The 17,571-nt window shown below is 69.6% G+C and carries 22 protein-coding genes; 16 read left to right on the top strand and 6 right to left on the bottom strand.

Annotated elements, in window-relative coordinates; translation table 11 throughout:
* Position 1: 1 nt before the first annotated feature.
* Positions 2 to 382 carry a hypothetical protein gene (locus NLF94_RS08800; RefSeq protein ID WP_254841091.1) on the bottom strand — a complete coding sequence of 127 codons (381 nt, stop codon included), beginning with the start codon at positions 380 to 382 and terminating at the stop codon, positions 2 to 4.
* A gap of 109 nt (positions 383 to 491) precedes the next feature.
* Between NLF94_RS08800 and NLF94_RS08795 the strand changes: the two genes are divergently transcribed.
* Positions 492 to 1,253, top strand: a complete 762-nt coding sequence (locus NLF94_RS08795; protein WP_254841090.1) for an MBL fold metallo-hydrolase — start codon at positions 492 to 494, stop codon at positions 1,251 to 1,253.
* A gap of 21 nt (positions 1,254 to 1,274) precedes the next feature.
* On the opposite strand, the gene NLF94_RS08790 is transcribed toward NLF94_RS08795, so the two are convergent.
* From NLF94_RS08790 to rqcH, 3 genes are all read right to left on the bottom strand, one after another.
* Positions 1,275 to 2,342 (bottom strand): mRNA surveillance protein pelota, encoded by a 1,068-nt coding sequence (locus tag NLF94_RS08790; RefSeq protein WP_254841089.1) that lies wholly within the window; start codon positions 2,340 to 2,342, stop codon positions 1,275 to 1,277.
* A 41-nt stretch (positions 2,343 to 2,383) separates the two neighbouring features.
* Complete coding sequence (locus NLF94_RS08785; protein ID WP_254841088.1) at positions 2,384 to 3,220, bottom strand: DUF4013 domain-containing protein; 837 nt, start codon at positions 3,218 to 3,220, stop codon at positions 2,384 to 2,386.
* Positions 3,221 to 3,324: 104 nt separating this feature from the next.
* Complete coding sequence (gene rqcH, locus NLF94_RS08780; protein WP_254841087.1) at positions 3,325 to 5,436, bottom strand: ribosome rescue protein RqcH; 2,112 nt, start codon at positions 5,434 to 5,436, stop codon at positions 3,325 to 3,327.
* A gap of 97 nt (positions 5,437 to 5,533) precedes the next feature.
* Between rqcH and NLF94_RS08775 the strand changes: the two genes are divergently transcribed.
* Positions 5,534 to 5,887, top strand: coding sequence for a hypothetical protein (locus NLF94_RS08775; RefSeq protein WP_254841086.1), 354 nt, complete (start codon positions 5,534 to 5,536; stop codon positions 5,885 to 5,887).
* A gap of 19 nt (positions 5,888 to 5,906) precedes the next feature.
* Here NLF94_RS08775 and NLF94_RS08770 read toward each other — a convergent pair whose 3' ends face one another.
* On the bottom strand, positions 5,907 to 7,253 hold the full coding sequence (locus tag NLF94_RS08770; RefSeq protein WP_254841085.1) for a S8 family peptidase: 1,347 nt from the start codon (positions 7,251 to 7,253) through the stop codon (positions 5,907 to 5,909).
* Positions 7,254 to 7,391: 138 nt separating this feature from the next.
* Here NLF94_RS08770 and NLF94_RS08765 point away from each other — a divergent pair, with 138 nt between their 5' ends.
* The 12 genes from NLF94_RS08765 (at position 7,392) to NLF94_RS08710 (ending at position 15,762) form a co-directional block, all read left to right on the top strand.
* Entirely contained in the window at positions 7,392 to 8,003 is a 612-nt protein-coding gene (locus NLF94_RS08765) for an MBL fold metallo-hydrolase (protein ID WP_254841084.1), read from the top strand.
* Between the two features lie 49 nt (positions 8,004 to 8,052).
* Positions 8,053 to 8,322 (top strand): hypothetical protein, encoded by a 270-nt coding sequence (locus NLF94_RS08760; protein WP_254841083.1) that lies wholly within the window; start codon positions 8,053 to 8,055, stop codon positions 8,320 to 8,322.
* A gap of 215 nt (positions 8,323 to 8,537) precedes the next feature.
* Positions 8,538 to 9,266: an NAD(P)-binding domain-containing protein gene (locus tag NLF94_RS08755; RefSeq protein ID WP_254841082.1), complete on the top strand. Its 729-nt coding sequence runs from the start codon at positions 8,538 to 8,540 to the stop codon at positions 9,264 to 9,266.
* Positions 9,263 to 10,687, top strand: a complete 1,425-nt coding sequence (locus NLF94_RS08750) for a small ribosomal subunit Rsm22 family protein (protein WP_254841081.1) — start codon at positions 9,263 to 9,265, stop codon at positions 10,685 to 10,687. Before NLF94_RS08755 ends, NLF94_RS08750 begins: the two co-directional genes overlap by 4 nt.
* A gap of 43 nt (positions 10,688 to 10,730) precedes the next feature.
* Entirely contained in the window at positions 10,731 to 11,507 is a 777-nt protein-coding gene (surE, locus tag NLF94_RS08745) for a 5'/3'-nucleotidase SurE (protein ID WP_254841080.1), read from the top strand.
* Between the two features lie 87 nt (positions 11,508 to 11,594).
* Positions 11,595 to 12,407: an AAC(3) family N-acetyltransferase gene (locus NLF94_RS08740; RefSeq protein WP_254841079.1), complete on the top strand. Its 813-nt coding sequence runs from the start codon at positions 11,595 to 11,597 to the stop codon at positions 12,405 to 12,407.
* Between the two features lie 57 nt (positions 12,408 to 12,464).
* Entirely contained in the window at positions 12,465 to 13,151 is a 687-nt protein-coding gene (locus NLF94_RS08735) for a carbonic anhydrase (RefSeq protein WP_254841078.1), read from the top strand.
* Positions 13,152 to 13,238: 87 nt separating this feature from the next.
* Positions 13,239 to 13,694 (top strand): Hsp20/alpha crystallin family protein, encoded by a 456-nt coding sequence (locus tag NLF94_RS08730; RefSeq protein ID WP_254841077.1) that lies wholly within the window; start codon positions 13,239 to 13,241, stop codon positions 13,692 to 13,694.
* 107 nt (positions 13,695 to 13,801) lie between these two features.
* The gene (locus tag NLF94_RS08725) at positions 13,802 to 14,245 is read left to right on the top strand and encodes a DUF2267 domain-containing protein (protein ID WP_254841076.1); all 444 of its coding nucleotides are present in this window, start codon (positions 13,802 to 13,804) and stop codon (positions 14,243 to 14,245) included.
* A 91-nt stretch (positions 14,246 to 14,336) separates the two neighbouring features.
* Complete coding sequence (locus NLF94_RS08720; RefSeq protein WP_254841075.1) at positions 14,337 to 14,756, top strand: universal stress protein; 420 nt, start codon at positions 14,337 to 14,339, stop codon at positions 14,754 to 14,756.
* Positions 14,757 to 14,865: 109 nt separating this feature from the next.
* On the top strand, positions 14,866 to 15,222 hold the full coding sequence (locus NLF94_RS08715) for a hypothetical protein (protein WP_254841074.1): 357 nt from the start codon (positions 14,866 to 14,868) through the stop codon (positions 15,220 to 15,222).
* A 6-nt stretch (positions 15,223 to 15,228) separates the two neighbouring features.
* A complete protein-coding gene (locus tag NLF94_RS08710; RefSeq protein ID WP_254841073.1) occupies positions 15,229 to 15,762 on the top strand; it encodes a GNAT family N-acetyltransferase in 534 nt (177 codons plus the stop codon).
* Between the two features lie 75 nt (positions 15,763 to 15,837).
* On the opposite strand, the gene NLF94_RS08705 is transcribed toward NLF94_RS08710, so the two are convergent.
* On the bottom strand, positions 15,838 to 16,527 hold the full coding sequence (locus NLF94_RS08705) for a LiaF transmembrane domain-containing protein (RefSeq protein ID WP_254841072.1): 690 nt from the start codon (positions 16,525 to 16,527) through the stop codon (positions 15,838 to 15,840).
* Between the two features lie 157 nt (positions 16,528 to 16,684).
* Here NLF94_RS08705 and NLF94_RS08700 point away from each other — a divergent pair, with 157 nt between their 5' ends.
* Both NLF94_RS08700 and NLF94_RS08695 read left to right on the top strand, forming a co-directional pair.
* On the top strand, positions 16,685 to 16,975 hold the full coding sequence (locus NLF94_RS08700; protein WP_254841071.1) for a DUF211 domain-containing protein: 291 nt from the start codon (positions 16,685 to 16,687) through the stop codon (positions 16,973 to 16,975).
* 5 nt (positions 16,976 to 16,980) lie between these two features.
* Positions 16,981 to 17,562, top strand: coding sequence for a VIT1/CCC1 transporter family protein (locus tag NLF94_RS08695; protein ID WP_254841070.1), 582 nt, complete (start codon positions 16,981 to 16,983; stop codon positions 17,560 to 17,562).
* The last annotated feature ends 9 nt before the right edge of the window (positions 17,563 to 17,571 follow it).

Here is a 17,571-nt window from a genome sequence, read left to right as displayed (position 1 = left end):
GTCAGGCGTCCCGGCGTTCCCGGACGACGACCGTGCCGTCCTCGGCCGTGACCACGAGCGTGGCCTCGCCGGTCTCCAAGCGGAGCCGTTCCGTCGAGACGCGGCCCTCCGGACCCCCCTCGGAGCGCAACACCCCGACCAGTTGGTCGAGGCTGCCGTCCGTCGCGGTGACTTCCTCCGTCGAGATGGCGGCCCTGGAAGCGGTTCCGCCGTCCGTGTCGGTCCCGGCGTCGTCCCCGAGGCCCGTACCCGCGAGTCCGAGGACGTTGCCGCAGTCCTCGCACTCGAAGACCGGTGCGCCGGCGTCGTCGCTGCGGATCGGTGCGCCGCCACACCTGTCACAATTGCCGGGCGAGTTCGGTGTCCCCTCGTCCGTCGGCATCGTCGATGCCGGCGATTGTATCTCGGGAGGCAAATACCTGTCCGGGACGACCGGCCCCGAGCGGCGGCCCACCACAGCGCACTTGCCTTCCCCCGCCCACGGGTGGGGTATGCAGGTCACCTTCCTCGGCACCGGGTCGGCGATGCCGACCGGCGAGCGCTACCAGACCGGGCTCCTCCTCGAGGACCCCGACGGCGACGCCGACCCGCTACTCGTCGACTGCGGCAGCGGCGCCCTCCACGGTCTCGCGGCGACCGACGTCGGCTACGAGGGCATCGGCAGCGTCCTCCTGACGCACCACCACCTCGACCACGTCTCCGACCTCATGCCGCTTCTGAAGGCGCGGTGGCTGGCCGGCGAAACGGAACTCGAAATCGTGGGACCCACGGGGACCGAGTCGCTAGTCGAGGACCTGCTCGCGGTCCACGACTACATGGAGGGCCGTTTCGAACTCTCCTTCCGGGAGGTCGAACCGGACACGTTCTCGGTCGCGGGCTACGACGTCGAGGCCGTCGAGACGGTCCACTCGATGTACTGTCTGGCCTACCGCTTCGAGACCGACGACGCCGTGTTCACTTTCTCCGGCGACTCGGAGGCGACCGAGGCCGTCGCCGACCTGGCCGACGGGTCGGTGCTCTTGGCGCACGACTGCTCGTTCCCCGACGGCATCGACGTCGACAACCACCCGACGCCCGCACAACTGGGCGAGGTGCTCGCGGGCCGGGACGTCGGCCGCGTCTACCTGACGCACCTCTACCCGCACACCGACGGCGAACACGAGGCGATGGTCGAGTCCGTCCGAGAGGGGTTCGACGGCGACGTGCGGGTCGCACGCGACGGCCTGACGGTCGACGTCTCCGAGCGGGAGTAGCCCGGACCACTCTGCGGCCACCTACTCGAGCCGGTACCGCAACAGCGCCGCGATGCCGCCGAGGTTGCCGAGTTGCTGGCCCGGGTCGAACTCGTGGGAGAAGACGGTTACGTCGCCGCCCTGCTGTTCGACCGACTCGACGACGTCGTTGACGTCGAGGTCCCAGTCGCCCTCGCCGGCGCGTTCGGCCCGGAGCCGCTCGTCGAGGACCAGGAGCGTCTCGACGGCGCCGTAGTCGGCGGCCTTGGCCACCTCCTCGATTCCGTAGGCGACCTTCGCGCCCTCGCCAATGCGCTCCATCAACTCGTCGATCAGTTCGGCCTCCTTTGCGATGCGGGTCTCGGTCTGGACCTGCTCGACGGCGCCGCGCTTCAGCACCTCGTGGACGCCGCGGTCGCCGACGCTCGCGGTGTCGACGGTCCGTATCCGCTCGGCGACGGCCGGCGCCTCGCTCTCGACGTACTCAAGGGCGTCGCCCTTCGTGAAGCCGGGACCGGCCAGGATGATGGCCTCGACGTCGAGCCGCTTCAGGATGGCTGTCAGCTCCTCGAACAGTTCCTCCCGGGAGCGGGCGTACTCGCCCTTGCCCGTCGTCCCGGTGATGGAGGCCCGTTCCTCGACGCCGTACTGGGCGACGGTGTGGACGTGGGCGGCGCCCTCCTCGACGGTGGCGACGGCGACGTCGGGCTGTTCGGCCGCCTCGACGGCCTCTTCGAGCCGTTCGAGCTGGTCGACTTGCCACACCTTCTCGATCTCGAGTTCGTCGTGCTCCTCGACGTTGAGCGTGTGGTGGAAGCCGAGCTGGTCCTCCCGGGAGCAGTCGACGATTTCGCCGCCGACCCGCAGTCGGTTGGAGAACTTGGCGAACTCGACGTCGGTCACCGAGAGGCGGACCCACATCGGCTCGCGCTGGCCGCCGGTGTCGCGGGTCTTGTCGTCGTCGCGCTGGATACGTCGGGTCGTGTCGCCGGCGACCGAATCGCCCGGCTCCAGAACGTAGGTGAGGTGCCACAGGTCGTCGAGGCTCTCGGGGACGACCGTGATCCGCTCGCGGCCGCCCTCGGCGTCCTCGCGGTGGGCAATGCGCATGTCGGTGCTGGGGCGGGCGGCCCTAAGTGCGCTCCCCTTCGCTACCGGCGCTCGTCCAGGGGGTCCTCGCCGGTCCGGGGGCGAGCGGGCGTGAAGCTATCCCCGGGCGTCGGTTCCGCCCGGTCGCTCCCGCCAGGGTCCGGGACGACCGGGTCGAGACCCAGGGCGGCGCCGACGCCCTGCCCGTAGCAGTACCGGACGCCGACCGCGACGACGAAGTGCAGGAAGAACCCGACGAGGACGACCCGGAAGGCGTACGCGAAGGGGAAAACGAGGCCCTGCAGCAGCAGCGAGACGGCCCAGGCGACGGCGTAGTCCTCGGTGAGTGCGCCGGCGACGACCCGCCGGACATCGAAGGCCGCCCGGACCCGGTCGGCGTGGGCGAACCTGGCGACGGCGACCGGCGTCGCGTACAGCGCGCCGAGCAGGTACATCGCCGCCACGAGCGCGAGAAAGTCCGTGAACGAGAGGGCAGCCTCCGCGAGCGCGGTCGGTAGCCCCAGGTCGGCGTACACCGTTTCGAGGTCGGCGTCGACGGCGCGGGCGTAGACCAGCGGCCCGATGACGACGGCGCCCGGCAGCAGGTAACACGCCGAGACGACAAGCGACAGCAGGCCGTCCCGAAACAGCCGCCGGGGGTCGTCGAGGGCCGGCGGCGTCGGCCGGTCGCGGCCGATTGCCGTCCGGACGACCCTCACGTAGTACCCCCGGAGGAACAGCCAGGGGACGACACCGAGAACCGCCAGATAGCGCAGCGACCCCTCCAGAAGCGCCGTCGCGCCGAAGAGCGAAGCGACGAAGACGACGCCGCCCCCGAGCAGGACGCTCCGGGGGCCGTTCGGCTTCCGCGTCGGGTACGACAGCGCCTCGCGGAACATACCCGTTCGACGGCCCGGCGGCGCTTATAAGCCCTGGATTACACGGCAGCGGGGCCGTCGCCGGCGGCCGTGTCAGTCCGGCCGGACTCCCGGTCGCCCATCGTTCACTCGTCGACCATCCGGCTGCCGCCCGCCGGACAGAACTCCTGAATCCGGTCGGGGCTTGCGACCTTGCGGACGAAGCTCGTGTCCTCGAAGCGCTCCCGGAAGGTCCGGTAGACCCGCTTTGCGATGTCGTTCTGTGCGAACTGGCCCGGTTCGAGACGGACCGACGTCTCCGCCCGGGGTTCGACGGCCGAGGGGGGTCCGCCGACGACCCGGGTGTCGGGTTCGCACTTGATGCCGACGGCGACGCCGACCGGCGTGTCGCGGTAGTACTCGCGGTCGCCGCGAATCACGAAACTGCCCTTCTCGATGTACTCGCCGCTCTCGGGCGTCTTCGAGACCTGCTCGGGGTCGACCTCGTAGACGTCGCCCTCGAACTTGCCGTCCTTCCAGACCGACGAGTACGAGACGGCGAACTGCGCGGCCTGCTCGCGGCTCGAGTCGGGGATGTCGACCTCGCGGGCGGCCTCGTCGGGGTCGGTCGCCTTCAGGACCGTCACCGGCGCGCCGTGGGCCTGCGCGTGGAAGAAGCGGTCCGAGGGTTCCATGTACTTCTTGACGAGTTCCTCGTTCTGGTCGGCGTTGCGGCCGCCCAGCACGAGGAAGCCGTCGGACGTGTGGAACCACCGGAACCGCTCGTACCACTTCTCGTCGTACCGGGCCGGAACCGACCCCATCGCCAGCCAGTCCCGCTCCGGGCCGTCGCCGTCCTCGTCGTCGTCGGCCGCCTCGTCGGCCTCCTCCCACTCCTCGCGCCGCCGCTTCGCGTCCTCGAGGTCCTCGCGGGTGTCCTCGATGGCCGCCTGAGCGCCCTCCTTCTTCTCGCGGATGCGCTTGGCCTCGGTGTAGAGGCGGTCGGCGTTCTTCTCGACGCCCATCGTCGGGTCCACCTCGACGGTCGTGCCGTCGAGGTCGATGGTGACCGTCCCCTCGGCCTCGTCGACGCCGACGACGGCCGCCGCCTCCGGGATGCCCTGCTCTGCGCCCTCCGCGAACGTCGCCTCGATATCCGTCCAGGGGACGCCCTCCTCGCGGGCCTCCCGAACCGTCGTGCATATCTCGTCGACGAGGTCGTAGTTGCCGTACAGCGACTCGGCCTTCTGTTGTTCGCGCTCGGCCTGCTGTTCGAAGTCCTCGATGGCGCCGCGCTGCTGGTCGATGATGCGCTCGTACTTCTCGATTTCGGCCTCGAAGTCCGGCCGCTCGGTGCCCGGTTCGCTCGCCGACTCCTCGGCGGCCTGCTGGAGGCGATAGAAGTACTCGTCGATGGCGCCGTTGAAGTGCTCGAAGGCCGTCGCGGCGTACCCCGCAGCGGCGTGTTCCTCCAGCGGCAGCGGCGTCGCGTCGACCACCGCCCCGTCGTCGTCCTCGTACAGTCGGGGGTCGGTTTCGCCGGCCAGGAGCGGGTCCCTGAGACGCTCGAGGGCGCCGAACAGCGCCTCGTACTGGTCGTCCGTCGCCTCGGTGATGTCGACGGTCTTCTCGACGCCGGCCCGGGTGCACAGTTCCTCGGCGTAGAGACCGCCGAAGTTCAACTGCGTCGCCAGCGTCCGCACGAGGTCGGTGTCGGAGTCGTCCATCTTCGCGGCGAAGGCGTCGTAATCGCAGTCCAGCGGACTGAACCGCTCGTCGGGGTAGCCGTACTGGGCGCCGGGCGCGACCGTCCGGGAGCGCAGGCGGACCGTGTCGAGCGAGTCGATCACCTCGTGGTCCTCGTTCATGACGGCGACGTTGCCGTCCCCGAACAGTTCGGCGACGACGAGCGTCGTCCTGTCTTCCCGCTCGAAGCGGAACGTGAGAATGCGGTCGAAGCCGTACTGATCGACGCCCTCGAAGTTCGCGCCGGCGATGCGGTTCCGCAGCATCTTGGCGAAGTTCGGCGGCCGCCCCGGCGCGTCGGGGACGTGCTCGGGCGCGGCGACGTGGGCCCGTTTCGGGTCGCCCACCTCGACGACGAGTTCGACCCGGCCCCGCTCGTAGTCCCGCATCTTCAGCCGGACGAGGTCGTCGCCGTAGAGGTAGGCCTTGTCGACGACGGCGCCCGTGTACTCCCGCAACTCGCCGACGAGCGCCGCGAGGTCGACGCTGGTCATCGCCCGCTTTCGGTCCATACGCCCACCCTGCGGCGGCGCGGAGAAAGGCCTGACGGGTCGGGACGCGTCGGGCCGGGTCGCAATCCCTTAGGCACCGCCCGACGGAGGGCCGTCCATGGACGACCGTCTCGCCGGCGTCGCCGCTGCCGTCGTCGGCGTCGCCCTCGTCGCCGTCGGCATCGCCGAGTACGTCGCCCCGGGGTTCCCGCCGCCACCGCCCGAACCGCTGGCCACCGGCGTCCTCGTCGTCGGCGCCGGCCTCGCGCTCCTCGCGGCCGGCACGCTCGCGGTCCGGACGGGACTGGACCACCTGGCGCTCCGCATTGCGACCGGTCTGGGTCTCCTGGCGCTCGCACTCGCCGTCCTCCAGCCGTCGGCGCTACTCTTCGGCGGCGTCTTCTGGCTCGGACTGGTGTTCGCCGTCCTCGTCGGCGCGGGCGCCGTCCGCACCGTCGGCCACGTCCGCTAAACGCCGACTCCCGGCCCCCTCAGAGCGCGTCGACGACGTCCAGATAGCCGGCGCCGTAGTAGGCCTTGTCGTAGCCGTCCGGGACGCTCGCGGCCCGTTTCAGCGCGCTCTCGATCTGGTTGGCGTTGTAGTTCGGGTTCGTACTCTTGACGAGGGCGGCGGCCCCGGCGACGTTCGGTGCGGCCATCGACGTGCCGGCCTTCCAGCCGTAGCCCGGCACCCGGGTGTCGGGTTCGCCGTCGCCATCGGTGTCGACGTACTCGAAGACTGTGTTGAACACGAGGTCGTTGAACCACGGGACGCCAGTCCCGATCACTTTCTGGACCGCGTCGCCGCCCGGTGCGGCCAGCGTGATCGCGTTGGTCCCGTAGTTGGTGTAGAAGGCCGGCGATTCGGGCGGTGCGACGAGGTCTGTGGTCTCGCCGTCGCCGTCGGCGTCCCAGCCGTAGCCGCGGGGCCCGGTCGCGGCCACCGAAAGCGCCTGTGCGCCCTCGTTCGGCAGGCTGATGACGCCGCCGTCGTGCTGGAGGTCCGCACTGTCGTTGCCGGCCGCGACGACCAGGAGCGTCCCCTCCCTGTTGGCGTACGTCATCGTGCTGTTGAGCACCTTGCCGTAGAAGTCGCCCTCCCCCTGGCGCGGGACCGGGTACGCCCCGAGCGAGAGGTTCGCCACGTCGGCGTCGACGTTGGCGCTGTAGACGACGGCCGCGAGGATGTCCGCGAAGGACGCCTGCGCCCCGGAGAACACGCGACAGTCGACGAGGTCCGTCTTCGGGGCCGTGCCGTTGACGCCGGCGCCGCCGCCGTTGTCCGCGGCGACGATGCCGGCGACGTGGGTGCCGTGATCGTCACCGCCGACGGGGTTGTGGTCGCCGCCGTCGTCGGTGAAGTTCCGCGACAGGTCGAGGTTCAGCGGTCCCGCCAGATCCGGGTGAGTCTCGAGCACCCCGGAGTCGATGACCGACACTCGCGTGCCCTCCCCCTCGGTCGTCTCGTGGGCCTCCGGGACGTTCAGGTCGTCCTTGTCCCACTGGAGGAAGTCGCCCGGCTGTCCCTCGTACTCGTCGGCGTCGAACGCCGGCACCGACTCGTTTACGTCCGGTGCGTTCAGCCGTATTTCGAGGTCGGGCGCGTGGTTCTTGACGGCCTTCGACGACGCCAGTTCGGACGCCTCGGCACGGACGACCGAGAACTTCACGCCCGGCATCTCGTGGACCACCTCGAAGCCTTCGGGCGTGCGCCGGCCTTTGGTCTCCACGATGTGTCGGTCGGTCCGGGTGCCGGCCACCACGGTCGAGCCGACGGCGATGCCACCGAGAACCGTCCCACTCAGCTTCAGGAACGTTCGCCTGTCATGCTCTGTCATATCGGTACACCACAGCCCTACCCTCAGGAATAACAAACAATAAAAGCGTTGAATTAACCAGCTATTAGCAGCCTATTAAATAAGTAGGCCACCACGGCCGATGCGAGACGTTTTGGTGACCACGTTCGTGTAGCCGGTATGCCGACCGAACTCCTCGACGGCGTCTACGACATCACCTGCGCCGAGACGGAGGCCGGCCGCATCCGGGCGTTCCTCTTTTCAGACGGGACGCTCGTCGACTGCGGGCTGCCGTCGACGACCGACGCGCTCTTGGAGGGTATCGAGGCGACCGGGATCGAGCCGAAGCGACTGGTCGTCACGCACGCCGACCGCGACCACGCCGGCGGCTTCGACGCCCTCGTCCGCGAACTGTGGGTCGAGACGTACCTCCCCGAAGACGCGTCGCTGGACAGCGAGTACGAGCCGGATCACCGCTACGGCGACGGCGACGAGATCGGGCCCTTCGAGGCGGTCCACGTCCCCGGCCACCGCGCCCACCAGCACGCCCTGATCGACGAAGAGGGCGGCGTCGCGGTACTGGCCGACGCCGTCTCCGGCGCCGACCAGCGCGGCCTGCCCGAAGGCTACTTCCACCTGCCGCCGGGCGTCTACACCGACGACCTGAACCGCGCCGAGGAGTCCCTCGAACGGCTCACCGACTTCGAGTTCGACGCCGGCCTCGTCTACCACGGCTCGTCGGTGCTGTCGAACGCCGACGAGAAACTCGAGGCGTACGTCTACCGGGGGTGACGAGTCCATCCGGAAAAAGAATACGTCGATGGGAGCAATCGTTCCGGCTGTGATCAGATCACGCCTCTATTATGCTTCGATAGCCGTCTGTGGTGCTGTTCTCGGATTGACGGGCCTCTCCAGTGTCGTATCCGGAAGCACCGCTCTCGTTCCAGTGCTTCTCTCGATCGGCGGGCTCGGAATGATTGCGGGGGTCGTCTACGACGTATTCGTCTCGGCAGACCCCATCGAGACCGTGCCGGACGATAGAGTAGTGTGGTTCACAGTAGCGATGGCCGTCGTCGGCGTCGTCGCCTGGATCTGGTACGTCGTCGGGTAGTACTGAGCGGTACGCTCTCGTTAGAGCCGTCGACCACGTCGGCAAGCTACAAGCCGCCCGACCACCTACCGCCGCTGGCGGCGATGATGAGGCTCGTACCCCCGCTCCGAGCCCCGTGTGACGACGCCCACTTCTGAGCCGCCGTTCCGAAACCCCACAGCCGCGGCTCCGACGCCGTTAGAAGCGCTTTTCAGCCACGGCCGGCAACCGGACGTATGGATCTGCTGGTCGTCGGCGCCGGCGAGATGGGGCGGTGGTTCGCCCGCACGAGCGGTGCCGACGCCGTCGCCTTCGCCGACCGCGACCCGGCCGTGGCGCGGGCGGCCGCCGACGCCGTCGGCGGTCGGGCCGTCCCGCTGGATGGCGACGGTCGCTTCGAGGTCGTCTGTATCGCGGTGCCGATGGGTGCCGTTCCCGACGTCGTCGCCGAGCACGCCCACCGGGCGACGGAGGCGGTCGTCGACGTCTCCGGGGAGATGCGCGACTCCGTCGCCGCCCTCCGCGAGCACGCGTCGGGCCGGGAGCGGGCCAGTTTCCACCCGCTCTTCGCCGCGGCGAACGCCCCCGGCAACGTCCCGGTCGTCGTCGACAGCGGCGGCCCGACCGTCGCGTCGGTCCGGGAGGCGCTGGAGGCCGCCGGCAACGAGGTGTTCGAGACCACGCCCGCCGAACACGACCGCGCGATGGAGACCGTCCAGGCGCGGGCCCACACCGCGGTGCTGGCCTACGCCCTGGCGGCTGAGGAGGTCGACCCCCGCTTTCACACGACACTGTCGGAACCGCTGGCCGAACTCGTCGAGGGGCTGACCGGGAACACGCCGGGCGTCTACGCCGACATCCAGGAGCGCTTCGAGGGCGCCGAGACCGTCGCCGAGGCCGCCCGGTCCCTCGCGGCGGCCGACCGCGAGACGCTGCTGGAACTGTACGAGGACGCCGACCGATGACCGACACCGAGGCCATCCTCGAGAACGCCCGCTACCTGCGGAACGTCCGCCCGATCGATCCCGAGGAGATCTACGAGTACGTCGACGGACAGCCCCACCCGGCGGTCGTCCGGGAGACGCTCAGAGCGCACGCCTTCGAACTCGCCCTCCGAGAGCGCGAGGACGGTACCTTCGTGCCCGTCGAGGAGGGGACGATACGGCCGACCTTCGACGGCGTCGAACGGTTCCCGGAGACCTACGCGCGGCGGTTCGAGGAGCTGCTCGTCGACCGCTACGGCGCCGGCTGGCCGGAGGGCGACGCCGGCGACCGCCTCCGGGCACGAATCGACGACCTGAAAGCGGCCTACTTCGCCGACGAGAGCGTCACCTACGACGCCGAGACCGCCCTCGCCTACGGCATCTACCACCTGCCGGACTACTACGCGGCGATACAGTACGTCCTCGACGAACTCGGCCGCGACGGGCTGCTCTCGCGGCGACTGCGGGTGCTCGACGTCGGCGCCGGGACGGGCGGGCCGGCGCTGGGACTCCACGACTACCTCCCCGAGACGACGCTCGTCGACTACGAGGCCGTCGAGCCGAGCTCGGCCGCAGACGTCCTGGAGCACCTGCTCGCCGAGACTCGGCCGGGGTTCGACGTCACCGTCCACCGCGAGACCGTCCAGGAACACGCCGGCCTCGCCGACGGGACATCCGCGGCCGAGCGAGACGACGCCTACGACCTCGTCCTCCTGGGGAACGTGCTCTCGGAACTCGACGACCCGGTCGAGGTCGCGGCGGACTGTCTCGACGCACTGGCCCACGACGGGACGCTCGTGGCGCTGTCGCCGGCCGAAGAGCGGACCGCCACCCGCCTCCGTGCGGTCGAGCGGGAACTGCTGGAGCGGGCCCCCGAAGCCACCGTGTACGCGCCGACCGTCCGGCTGTGGCCCGACGAGACGCCCGACGACTACGGCTGGACGTTCCGCCGGGAGTCCGACATCGCGGTCCCCTCCTTCCAGCGGCGGCTCGACGAGGCGGCCGACGGCGACGGCACCTACGTCAACGTCGACGTGCAGTTCGCCTATCTGCTCGTCCGCACCGACGACCGGCGGACCGTCGAGTACACGCCCGACCCCGGCTCGGTCGCCAGGATGGCCGGGATGGAGGACCACGTCACCGACCGGATCGACCTGGTGGCGCTGAAGCTCTCGCCGAACCTGGCCGAGGAGGGCAACCCCCTGTTCAAGATCAGCGACGGCTCCGAGCGGGTCGACCACTACGCCGTTCTGACGCGGGAGTCGGCGCTGAACGAGGCCCTGAGCCGGGCGCCGTACGGCTCGTTGCTCGCCTTCGAGAACGCTCTGGTGCTGTGGAACGACGACGAGTCCGCCTACAACGTCGTGGTCGACGCCGAGACGGTCGTCGACCGCCTCGCCTGACCCGGTGCGGTGACCTTTTGCGCCCGCCCCCCGGACGACGGGTATGGACGTGCTTCTCACCAACGACGACGGCATCGACGCCGTCGGGATACGGGCCCTCCACGACGCCCTCCTCGACGGACACGAGGTGACCGTCGTGGCGCCGGCCGACGACCAGAGCGCGGTCGGCCGACAGCTCTCCCGGGAGGTCGAACTCCGGGAGCACGAACTCGGCTACGCGGTCGAGGGGACGCCGACGGACTGCGTCGTCGCCGGCCTGGAAGCGCTCGATCTCGATCCCGACGTCGTCGTCGCGGGCTGTAACCGCGGCGCCAACCTCGGCGAGTACGTCCTCGGCCGCTCGGGGACCGTCTCCGCGGCCGTCGAGGCCGCCTTCTTCGGCGTCCCCGCCGTCGCCGCCTCCGTCTATTTCCCCGTCGGCGACATGGACTTCGCCGAAATCGATCCCGACCTTCCGGACTTCGCCGAGGCGACCCGCGCCGTGAGCTACCTCGTCGACCACGCGCCGAACGTCGGCGTCTTCGAGCAGGCCGACTACCTCAACGTCAACGCCCCCCTGCCGCCGGACTCGGGGCACGCCCCCATGGAGATAACCCGCCCCTCCCACGCCTACGACATGGACGCCGAGTACGACGGCGGCAGCGTCCGCATCCGCGACCGCATCTGGGAGCGGATGGCCGAAGGCGAGATCCCGGACCCGAAGGGGAGCGACCGCCGGGCCGTCGTCGAGGGTCGGGTCAGCGTCTCCCCGCTGACGGCGCCGCACACGACCACCCACCACGAGGCGCTGGACGGGCTCGCCGAGACCTACGGCGGGTAGGGGGTCCGCCGGCCGAACGGGACGGGAACGAGGGCGCCGTCGACGGGAGCGGGAACGCTTTACTCTCACGACCGCGACCGACCGGACATGGGAGAGCGAGACGCCGTCGAGGCCGTCGAGGAGCCGATTACCGTCGACTCCCTTCGCGCCGACCTGCGGGACCTGGGCGTGAGGGAGGGCGAGACGCTGCTGGTTCACTCCTCGCTGCGGTCGCTGGGGTGGGTCGCCGGCGGCGCCCAGGCGGTCGTCGAGGCGCTGCAGGGTGCGGTGACCGAGACGGGCACGCTCGTCGTGCCGACGTTCACCGGCCAGTACACCGACCCGTCGGCGTGGTCGAACCCGCCGGTGCCCGACGAGTGGGTCGAGAGGATGCCCGAACGGATGCCGACCTTCCGTCCGGCAGTCACGCCGACCCGGGGGATGGGTGCGGTGCCGGAGTGTCTGCGGACCGAACCGGCGGCGGTCCGGAGCCGCCACCCCGAGACCTCCTTCGCGGCGTGGGGTGCCGACGCCGACGCCGTCGTCGCCGACCACGACTACGACTACGGACTGGGAGAGGGGTCGCCGCTGGCGTCGATTTACGACCGGGGCGGCCGGGTGCTGTTGCTCGGCGTCGGCCACGACGTCGACAGTTCGCTGCACCTGGCCGAGTATCGGGCGTCCGTCGAGATGGAGGCGGTCCGGCACCGGGCGCCTGTCCTGCGGGACGGCGAGCGGGAGATGGTCGCCTACGAGGACATCGCCACCAGTACCGACGACTTCGAGGCGCTGGGTGCCGACTTCGAGCGCGAGGTCGGTGCCACCGAGGCCCCGGTCGGCGCGGGAACGGCGAAACTCCTGGACCAGTCCGCGCTGGTTGACTTCGCCGTCGAGTGGTTCGAGGCCAACCGAGGGCCCTGAATGGGGGAAACCGGGGGAACCGGGGGTTATATGCGCTCCTCGCCCGGGCACAAGCCTATGAGTACGCTCCCCGACCTGCTGTCGGGCAACGCCGACCACGCGGCCGACTTCGAGGACCGTTTCGACGAGGTTCAGGCCGGCCAGCGACCCGAGGCCGTCACCGTCTGCTGTTCCGACTCGCGGGTCCTGCAGGACGAGATGTGGAGCAACGACGAGCCGGGGCGGCTGTTCACCTGCGGCAACATCGGCAACCGGGTTATCCAGCGGACCGCCGACGGCGAGGTCGTCTCCGGGGACGTGCTGTACCCGCTCGTCCACACTGGGACGCGGACGGCCGTCGTCGTCGGGCACACGGGCTGTGGAGCCGTCACTGCGACGTACGACGCCCTGACCGACGGGATCTCGGAGCCGGCCGGCATCGAGCACTGCATCGAGTTGCTGAAACCGCACCTCGAGGCCGGCGTCGAGGCCCTTCCCGACGGGGTCGAACGGGCCGACGCCATCAACCGCCTCGTCGAGTACAACGTCGACCGGCAGGTCCAGTTCCTGCTGGAATCCGACGACGTCCCCGCCGACGTCGACGTCGACGGCGTCGTCTACGACTTCCAGGACGTCTACGGCGGCCGACGCGGCGAGGTCCACGTCGTCAACGTCGGCGGCGAGACGGACGTCGACGCTCTGCGGTCGGCCCACCCCGAAATCGCCAGCCGGGTCGACCGGCTCTGGGAGTACCCGGGCGCGTGAGGCGACGCCCTGCCGGTCGCCCGGTTCTCGCACAGTAAGAATCCCCGTCCGCTACTTCTCGGTCGCCGTCCTACGGACGGTCGCATCATGAACGGATCGATAAACCCCTTCGACGAGATCGCCGGATTCGTCAACCAGATGAGCCGCCAGTTCGAGGACGCCTCCCGGAACCTGGAGGCGACCGAGCCGTTCGACCGCCTGCCGATCTGGCCCGAGGCGATCCCCGTCGACGTCATCGACACCGACGAGGAACTCGTCGTGGTGGCCGACGTGCCTGGCTTCGAGCGCGACGACGTCGAGGTCCGGGTGACCGACCGAAGACTCCGGATCGACGTCGACCACGAGGAGGCGGGCGAGGAGGAAACGACGGGCCAGTACCTCCGCCACGAGCGGCGCCACAAGCCGACGAGCCGGACGCTCGAGGTGCCCGCGGAGATAGCGACCGACGACGTCGAGGCACACCTGGAGAACGGCGTACTCCGCATCACGCTCCCGAAGGAGGTCGTCGAGAAGGGACGCGAGGTACAGATAGCCGTCGAGTAGCCGGCCGGCGGACCGCCGAAACCGCCGTGTTCGGCGACGGCCGCGCCCTTCCCAGTCGGTGAGAACGGTGTCCGCACTTGACGGCGCCGGAGGACCATCACACGAGCATGAACTTCGACGAGTTCTGCGGGGCGGTGCAGCACCGGCTCGAACTGCCCGGCACGGGCGAGACGGTTCGGGCCATCCGGGCGACCCTGACGACGCTCGGCCAGCGGATTCCGGCGGGCAACGCCGAGGACCTCGCCGCGTCGCTGCCGATGGAGATAAAGTGGTACATGACCGGCGCCGTCGACGAGCACGGCCAGCGATTCGACTGGCAGGAGTTCGTCCGGCGGGTCGGCGAGATAGAGGGCGTCGATCCGCCCGAGGCCGCCTACCACGCCGGAGTGATCGTCGACCTGATCCGCTCGCAGGTGCCGGCCTCCGACTTCCGGCAGCTCAGAGACCAGTTGCCCGAGAGCGCGGACGACGAAAACTGGGCGAAACTGTTCGAGTTCACCGACCAGGGCGGGTGGGAGAGCCGCGAAGGCGAGGCCTCGACCGGCGAGTAGTCGGGAGTCGACGACGGAACGGTGTCGGTAGACACTCCCGACGCCCGGGAATCGGGGGTAGGAATATTACCATCGTGACCGAAGTCGGGATATGTCTCGCTCGGTTCTGGTCGGTGTCGACGGCTCCGAGCAGTCCACCGGAGCGCTCGAGTACGCACTGACGGAGTTCCCGGACGCACGGATACTCGCGCTTCACGTCATCGATCCGGTAGAGACGTTCGGAAACGAGGAGTACGACAGCGTGGCGATGTCGGAGGTCCGTCGGGAGGTCGGCGAGGAGATCTGCGAGACGGCCGCGGAGACGGCCGCCACGGAGTACGGCCGCGAAATCGACACGCGGATTCGGATGGGTCGCCCCTCGAGGATCATCGTGTCCGTCGTCGAAGCGGAGGACATCGATCACGTCGTCGTCGGGAGCCACGGCCGGACGGGACTCGCCCGCGTGCTGCTCGGCAGCGTCGCGGAGTCGGTCGTCCGACGGTCGCCCGTCCCGGTGACGGTCGTCCGTTGATCCCGACCGGTACGCCGGTACTGCCGCCTGCCGGGGCGGCATCGGCCCGCTCGCCACCGAATACACCGTTTAAGTGGGCACCGGGCGACGCTCCGATACCCCGAGGAAAATGATACGAGCCGACCTCACCCTGACGCCGCTCCACTGGCTGATGATTCTGCTGTCGGTCACGACCGGCGCGATTCACGTCTACATCGGACTGACCGACGGCCCGGTCGTCTTCGTCGTCCTCGGTGTGATCCTGTTCGGCGGCCTCGCCGTCTTCTTCACAGCGCTTTTCGAACCGGTGCTCTATCTGGTCGGGGTGGTGTTCGTCGGCGTGCTGTTCGTGGTCTGGATACTCGAGGGGGCGGCTATCGACGGCGTGAGAGCGTTCGACAAACTCGTCCAGGTGGTGCTGGCCGTCGTCTTCTTCCTGCTTCTCTTCCGCGAAGAGGGCGGGAGATCGGCGCCGATACTGGAGTGATCGCCCGTGTACCAGGGTCACTTCCCGACGCTCGGGCACGAAGCCGAGTTGCGGTGTCCACCTTTCGACCTCGTCGACGACGCGGGCCGGGAGATAACCATCCGCAAGTACGGGTCCGCGCCGGCCGGGGACGACTACGAGGCGCTGGTAGCGATGTACCGCGATTTCGACCCGGCGTACCGGTCGCTCGGGATACCGCCCATCGGCGAGGATCGGATTCGTCGGTGGCTCGACGTCGTGCTGGGGGACGTCTGCGTGCTGGCGTGTCACGACGGCCGGCCAATCGGCCAGGCGGTGCTCGTCGAGGACGGCCCCCGGAGCGCGGAGCTGGCCATCTTCCTCCACCAGGACTACCACGGTGCCGGTATCGGGACGGCGCTTTTGACGGCGACGCTCGCGGTCGGCAAACGTCGCGGCCTCGAACACGTCTGGCTCCTCGTCGAGCGGGACAACCGCCTGGCGGTGAACCTCTACAACGACCTCGGCTTCGCGGTGCTCGACGACGAGGGGCCGGACCTCGAGATGGGGCTGGCGCTGTGACCGCGCGGTCGGCGCGCAACCGTCGCCGGGACGGCCGCCGTCGTCACGGCGTCGGTCGGGCGTCGCGGGCCGCGGTCAGTCGGTGACGGTGACGCCCCCGAAGGCGGCGAAGCCGGTGACGACGAGGTCGACCGTCTCGTGTTCGCTCTCCCGACGGGGCCGGTCGTCAGAGGCACCGGCCAGGATCGGCAGGACGTCCAGCCGGACGTTCCACTCCCGCGGGACGACGACATCGACGCCGCCGAAGAGGGCGACCGCGTTGATCCGGGCCGGCGGGTCGGCGACCGCCGCGTCCCGGAGGTCGAGTTCCGTCCCACCGAAGATGGCGGTGAGATCGGCGCCGGTGAACGCCTTCGAGGTGCTTCGCTTCTCGACGCCGCCGAAGGCCGCGAAGGCGGAGGTGAACTCGTCGTCGGTCGGGCGGACCCGCGAGCGGTACTGCCCGAGCGCGATGGAGAGACCGAGTGCGATGACGAGCACCGGCCAGTAGACGAGGACCTCCCCGACGGTCGCGTAGCCGAGCGTGACCAGTTGCGCCGCGCCGGCGACGGCCACCAAGAGGAGCGGGCCGACGACGTTTCGGAACCGGCTCTGAACGAGCGCCCAGACGCCGACGAGGACGAACGCCAGCGGGACGAACGAGAGCAGGTCGTCGGTGCCGATCACGCCGGTCGTATCGAGCAACAGCAGTACACCGACCAGCACGACCAGGAGTCCCAGGAGAACCTGGCTGGTCGGTAGCCGGCGGGAACGTTCGGTAGCCATACCCTGATTACGGCCGAAACGGGGGTAAAGACGCTCTATCGTTCCCACACGTCGGGAAGGAGGTCCCTCGGCCCTCGGCGTCCGTTCGACGAGAGGGTGGTCCCGTCAGTCGACACCGACACGCGCCTTTTAGAGGGAGACGGCCGTATCCCGAACCATGGCTCCGGTCCGGCGCCTCGTCGTCGACGTACTGAAACCCCACGACCCGCCCATGCTGGAGTTCACGAACCGGGTCGCGGAGACCGAAAGCGTCGAGGGAGTCACCTCGTCGCTCATCGAACTCGACCAGGAGGTCCAGAACGTCAAACTCACCGTCGAGGGCGAGGACGTCGATTACGCGGCGATAGAGGAGACCGTCGAGAGCCTCGGTGCGTCGATACACTCCGTCGATCAGGTCGCCTGTGGCGAGTACGTCGTCACCGACCGGCCCACCTTGCAGGACGGGTGAGAGCGATGTCGTCGATCCGGCAACTCCTCCGGCGACTCCTCGGCAAGGAGGACGTCCTCGCCATCTCGCGGCGCTACTTCATCTCCAACGGCTTCGACGGGACGCTGACGAGCATCGGCATCGTCGTCGGCGCCGTCCTCTCGGGGATCCCCGACGGCCTCACCGTCATCAAGATCGGGCTGGGTGCGGCCGTCGGACTCGGGACCTCCGCCGTCTGGAGCGTCTGGGAGATCGAACGGGCAGAAACCCGGGCGAAGATACGGCGCATCGAGCGGGCGATGCTCACGAATCTCGACGACACCCGCATCCAGCGCGAGCAGAGCGGCGCACGGCTCGTACACGCGGTATCGAGCGGGCTCGGCCCGCTCATCGGGATTCTCGTCCCGCTGAGCCCGTTCCTGATCGAGGGGACCGTACTCACGATGGCGGAGGCCGCACTCGTCGGGGTCGGCCTCGGCGTCTGCGTGCTGGGAGTATTCGGTGCCTACATGGGCTCGATCTCCGGACAGCGGTGGTACGTCTCCGCGGCCCGGATGGGGCTCGCCGGACTGGTCGTCGCCGGGATCAACGTCCTGCTGCCGGGCTGAAACGTCGTC

This window comes from Natronomonas marina (assembly GCF_024298905.1).
GTDB classification, from domain to species: domain Archaea; phylum Halobacteriota; class Halobacteria; order Halobacteriales; family Haloarculaceae; genus Natronomonas; species Natronomonas marina.
Note: the sequence above shows the minus strand (reverse complement) of the source record. Positions and strands in the feature narration are given on the sequence as shown.

Bases quoted from the DNA above. Each gene is read 5' to 3' on its own strand.
- NLF94_RS08800 (WP_254841091.1), bottom strand. From the start codon at position 382: ATGCCGACGGACGAGGGGACACCGAACTCGCCCGGCAATTGTGACAGG.
- NLF94_RS08795 (WP_254841090.1), top strand. From the start codon at position 492: ATGCAGGTCACCTTCCTCGGCACCGGGTCGGCGATGCCGACCGGCGAG.
- NLF94_RS08790 (WP_254841089.1), bottom strand. From the start codon at position 2,342: ATGCGCATTGCCCACCGCGAGGACGCCGAGGGCGGCCGCGAGCGGATC.
- NLF94_RS08785 (WP_254841088.1), bottom strand. From the start codon at position 3,220: ATGTTCCGCGAGGCGCTGTCGTACCCGACGCGGAAGCCGAACGGCCCC.
- rqcH (WP_254841087.1), bottom strand. From the start codon at position 5,436: ATGGACCGAAAGCGGGCGATGACCAGCGTCGACCTCGCGGCGCTCGTC.
- NLF94_RS08775 (WP_254841086.1), top strand. From the start codon at position 5,534: ATGGACGACCGTCTCGCCGGCGTCGCCGCTGCCGTCGTCGGCGTCGCC.
- NLF94_RS08770 (WP_254841085.1), bottom strand. From the start codon at position 7,253: ATGACAGAGCATGACAGGCGAACGTTCCTGAAGCTGAGTGGGACGGTT.
- NLF94_RS08765 (WP_254841084.1), top strand. From the start codon at position 7,392: ATGCCGACCGAACTCCTCGACGGCGTCTACGACATCACCTGCGCCGAG.
- NLF94_RS08755 (WP_254841082.1), top strand. From the start codon at position 8,538: ATGGATCTGCTGGTCGTCGGCGCCGGCGAGATGGGGCGGTGGTTCGCC.
- NLF94_RS08750 (WP_254841081.1), top strand. From the start codon at position 9,263: ATGACCGACACCGAGGCCATCCTCGAGAACGCCCGCTACCTGCGGAAC.
- surE (WP_254841080.1), top strand. From the start codon at position 10,731: ATGGACGTGCTTCTCACCAACGACGACGGCATCGACGCCGTCGGGATA.
- NLF94_RS08740 (WP_254841079.1), top strand. From the start codon at position 11,595: ATGGGAGAGCGAGACGCCGTCGAGGCCGTCGAGGAGCCGATTACCGTC.
- NLF94_RS08735 (WP_254841078.1), top strand. From the start codon at position 12,465: ATGAGTACGCTCCCCGACCTGCTGTCGGGCAACGCCGACCACGCGGCC.
- NLF94_RS08730 (WP_254841077.1), top strand. From the start codon at position 13,239: ATGAACGGATCGATAAACCCCTTCGACGAGATCGCCGGATTCGTCAAC.
- NLF94_RS08725 (WP_254841076.1), top strand. From the start codon at position 13,802: ATGAACTTCGACGAGTTCTGCGGGGCGGTGCAGCACCGGCTCGAACTG.
- NLF94_RS08720 (WP_254841075.1), top strand. From the start codon at position 14,337: ATGTCTCGCTCGGTTCTGGTCGGTGTCGACGGCTCCGAGCAGTCCACC.
- NLF94_RS08715 (WP_254841074.1), top strand. From the start codon at position 14,866: ATGATACGAGCCGACCTCACCCTGACGCCGCTCCACTGGCTGATGATT.
- NLF94_RS08705 (WP_254841072.1), bottom strand. From the start codon at position 16,527: ATGGCTACCGAACGTTCCCGCCGGCTACCGACCAGCCAGGTTCTCCTG.
- NLF94_RS08700 (WP_254841071.1), top strand. From the start codon at position 16,685: ATGGCTCCGGTCCGGCGCCTCGTCGTCGACGTACTGAAACCCCACGAC.
- NLF94_RS08695 (WP_254841070.1), top strand. From the start codon at position 16,981: ATGTCGTCGATCCGGCAACTCCTCCGGCGACTCCTCGGCAAGGAGGAC.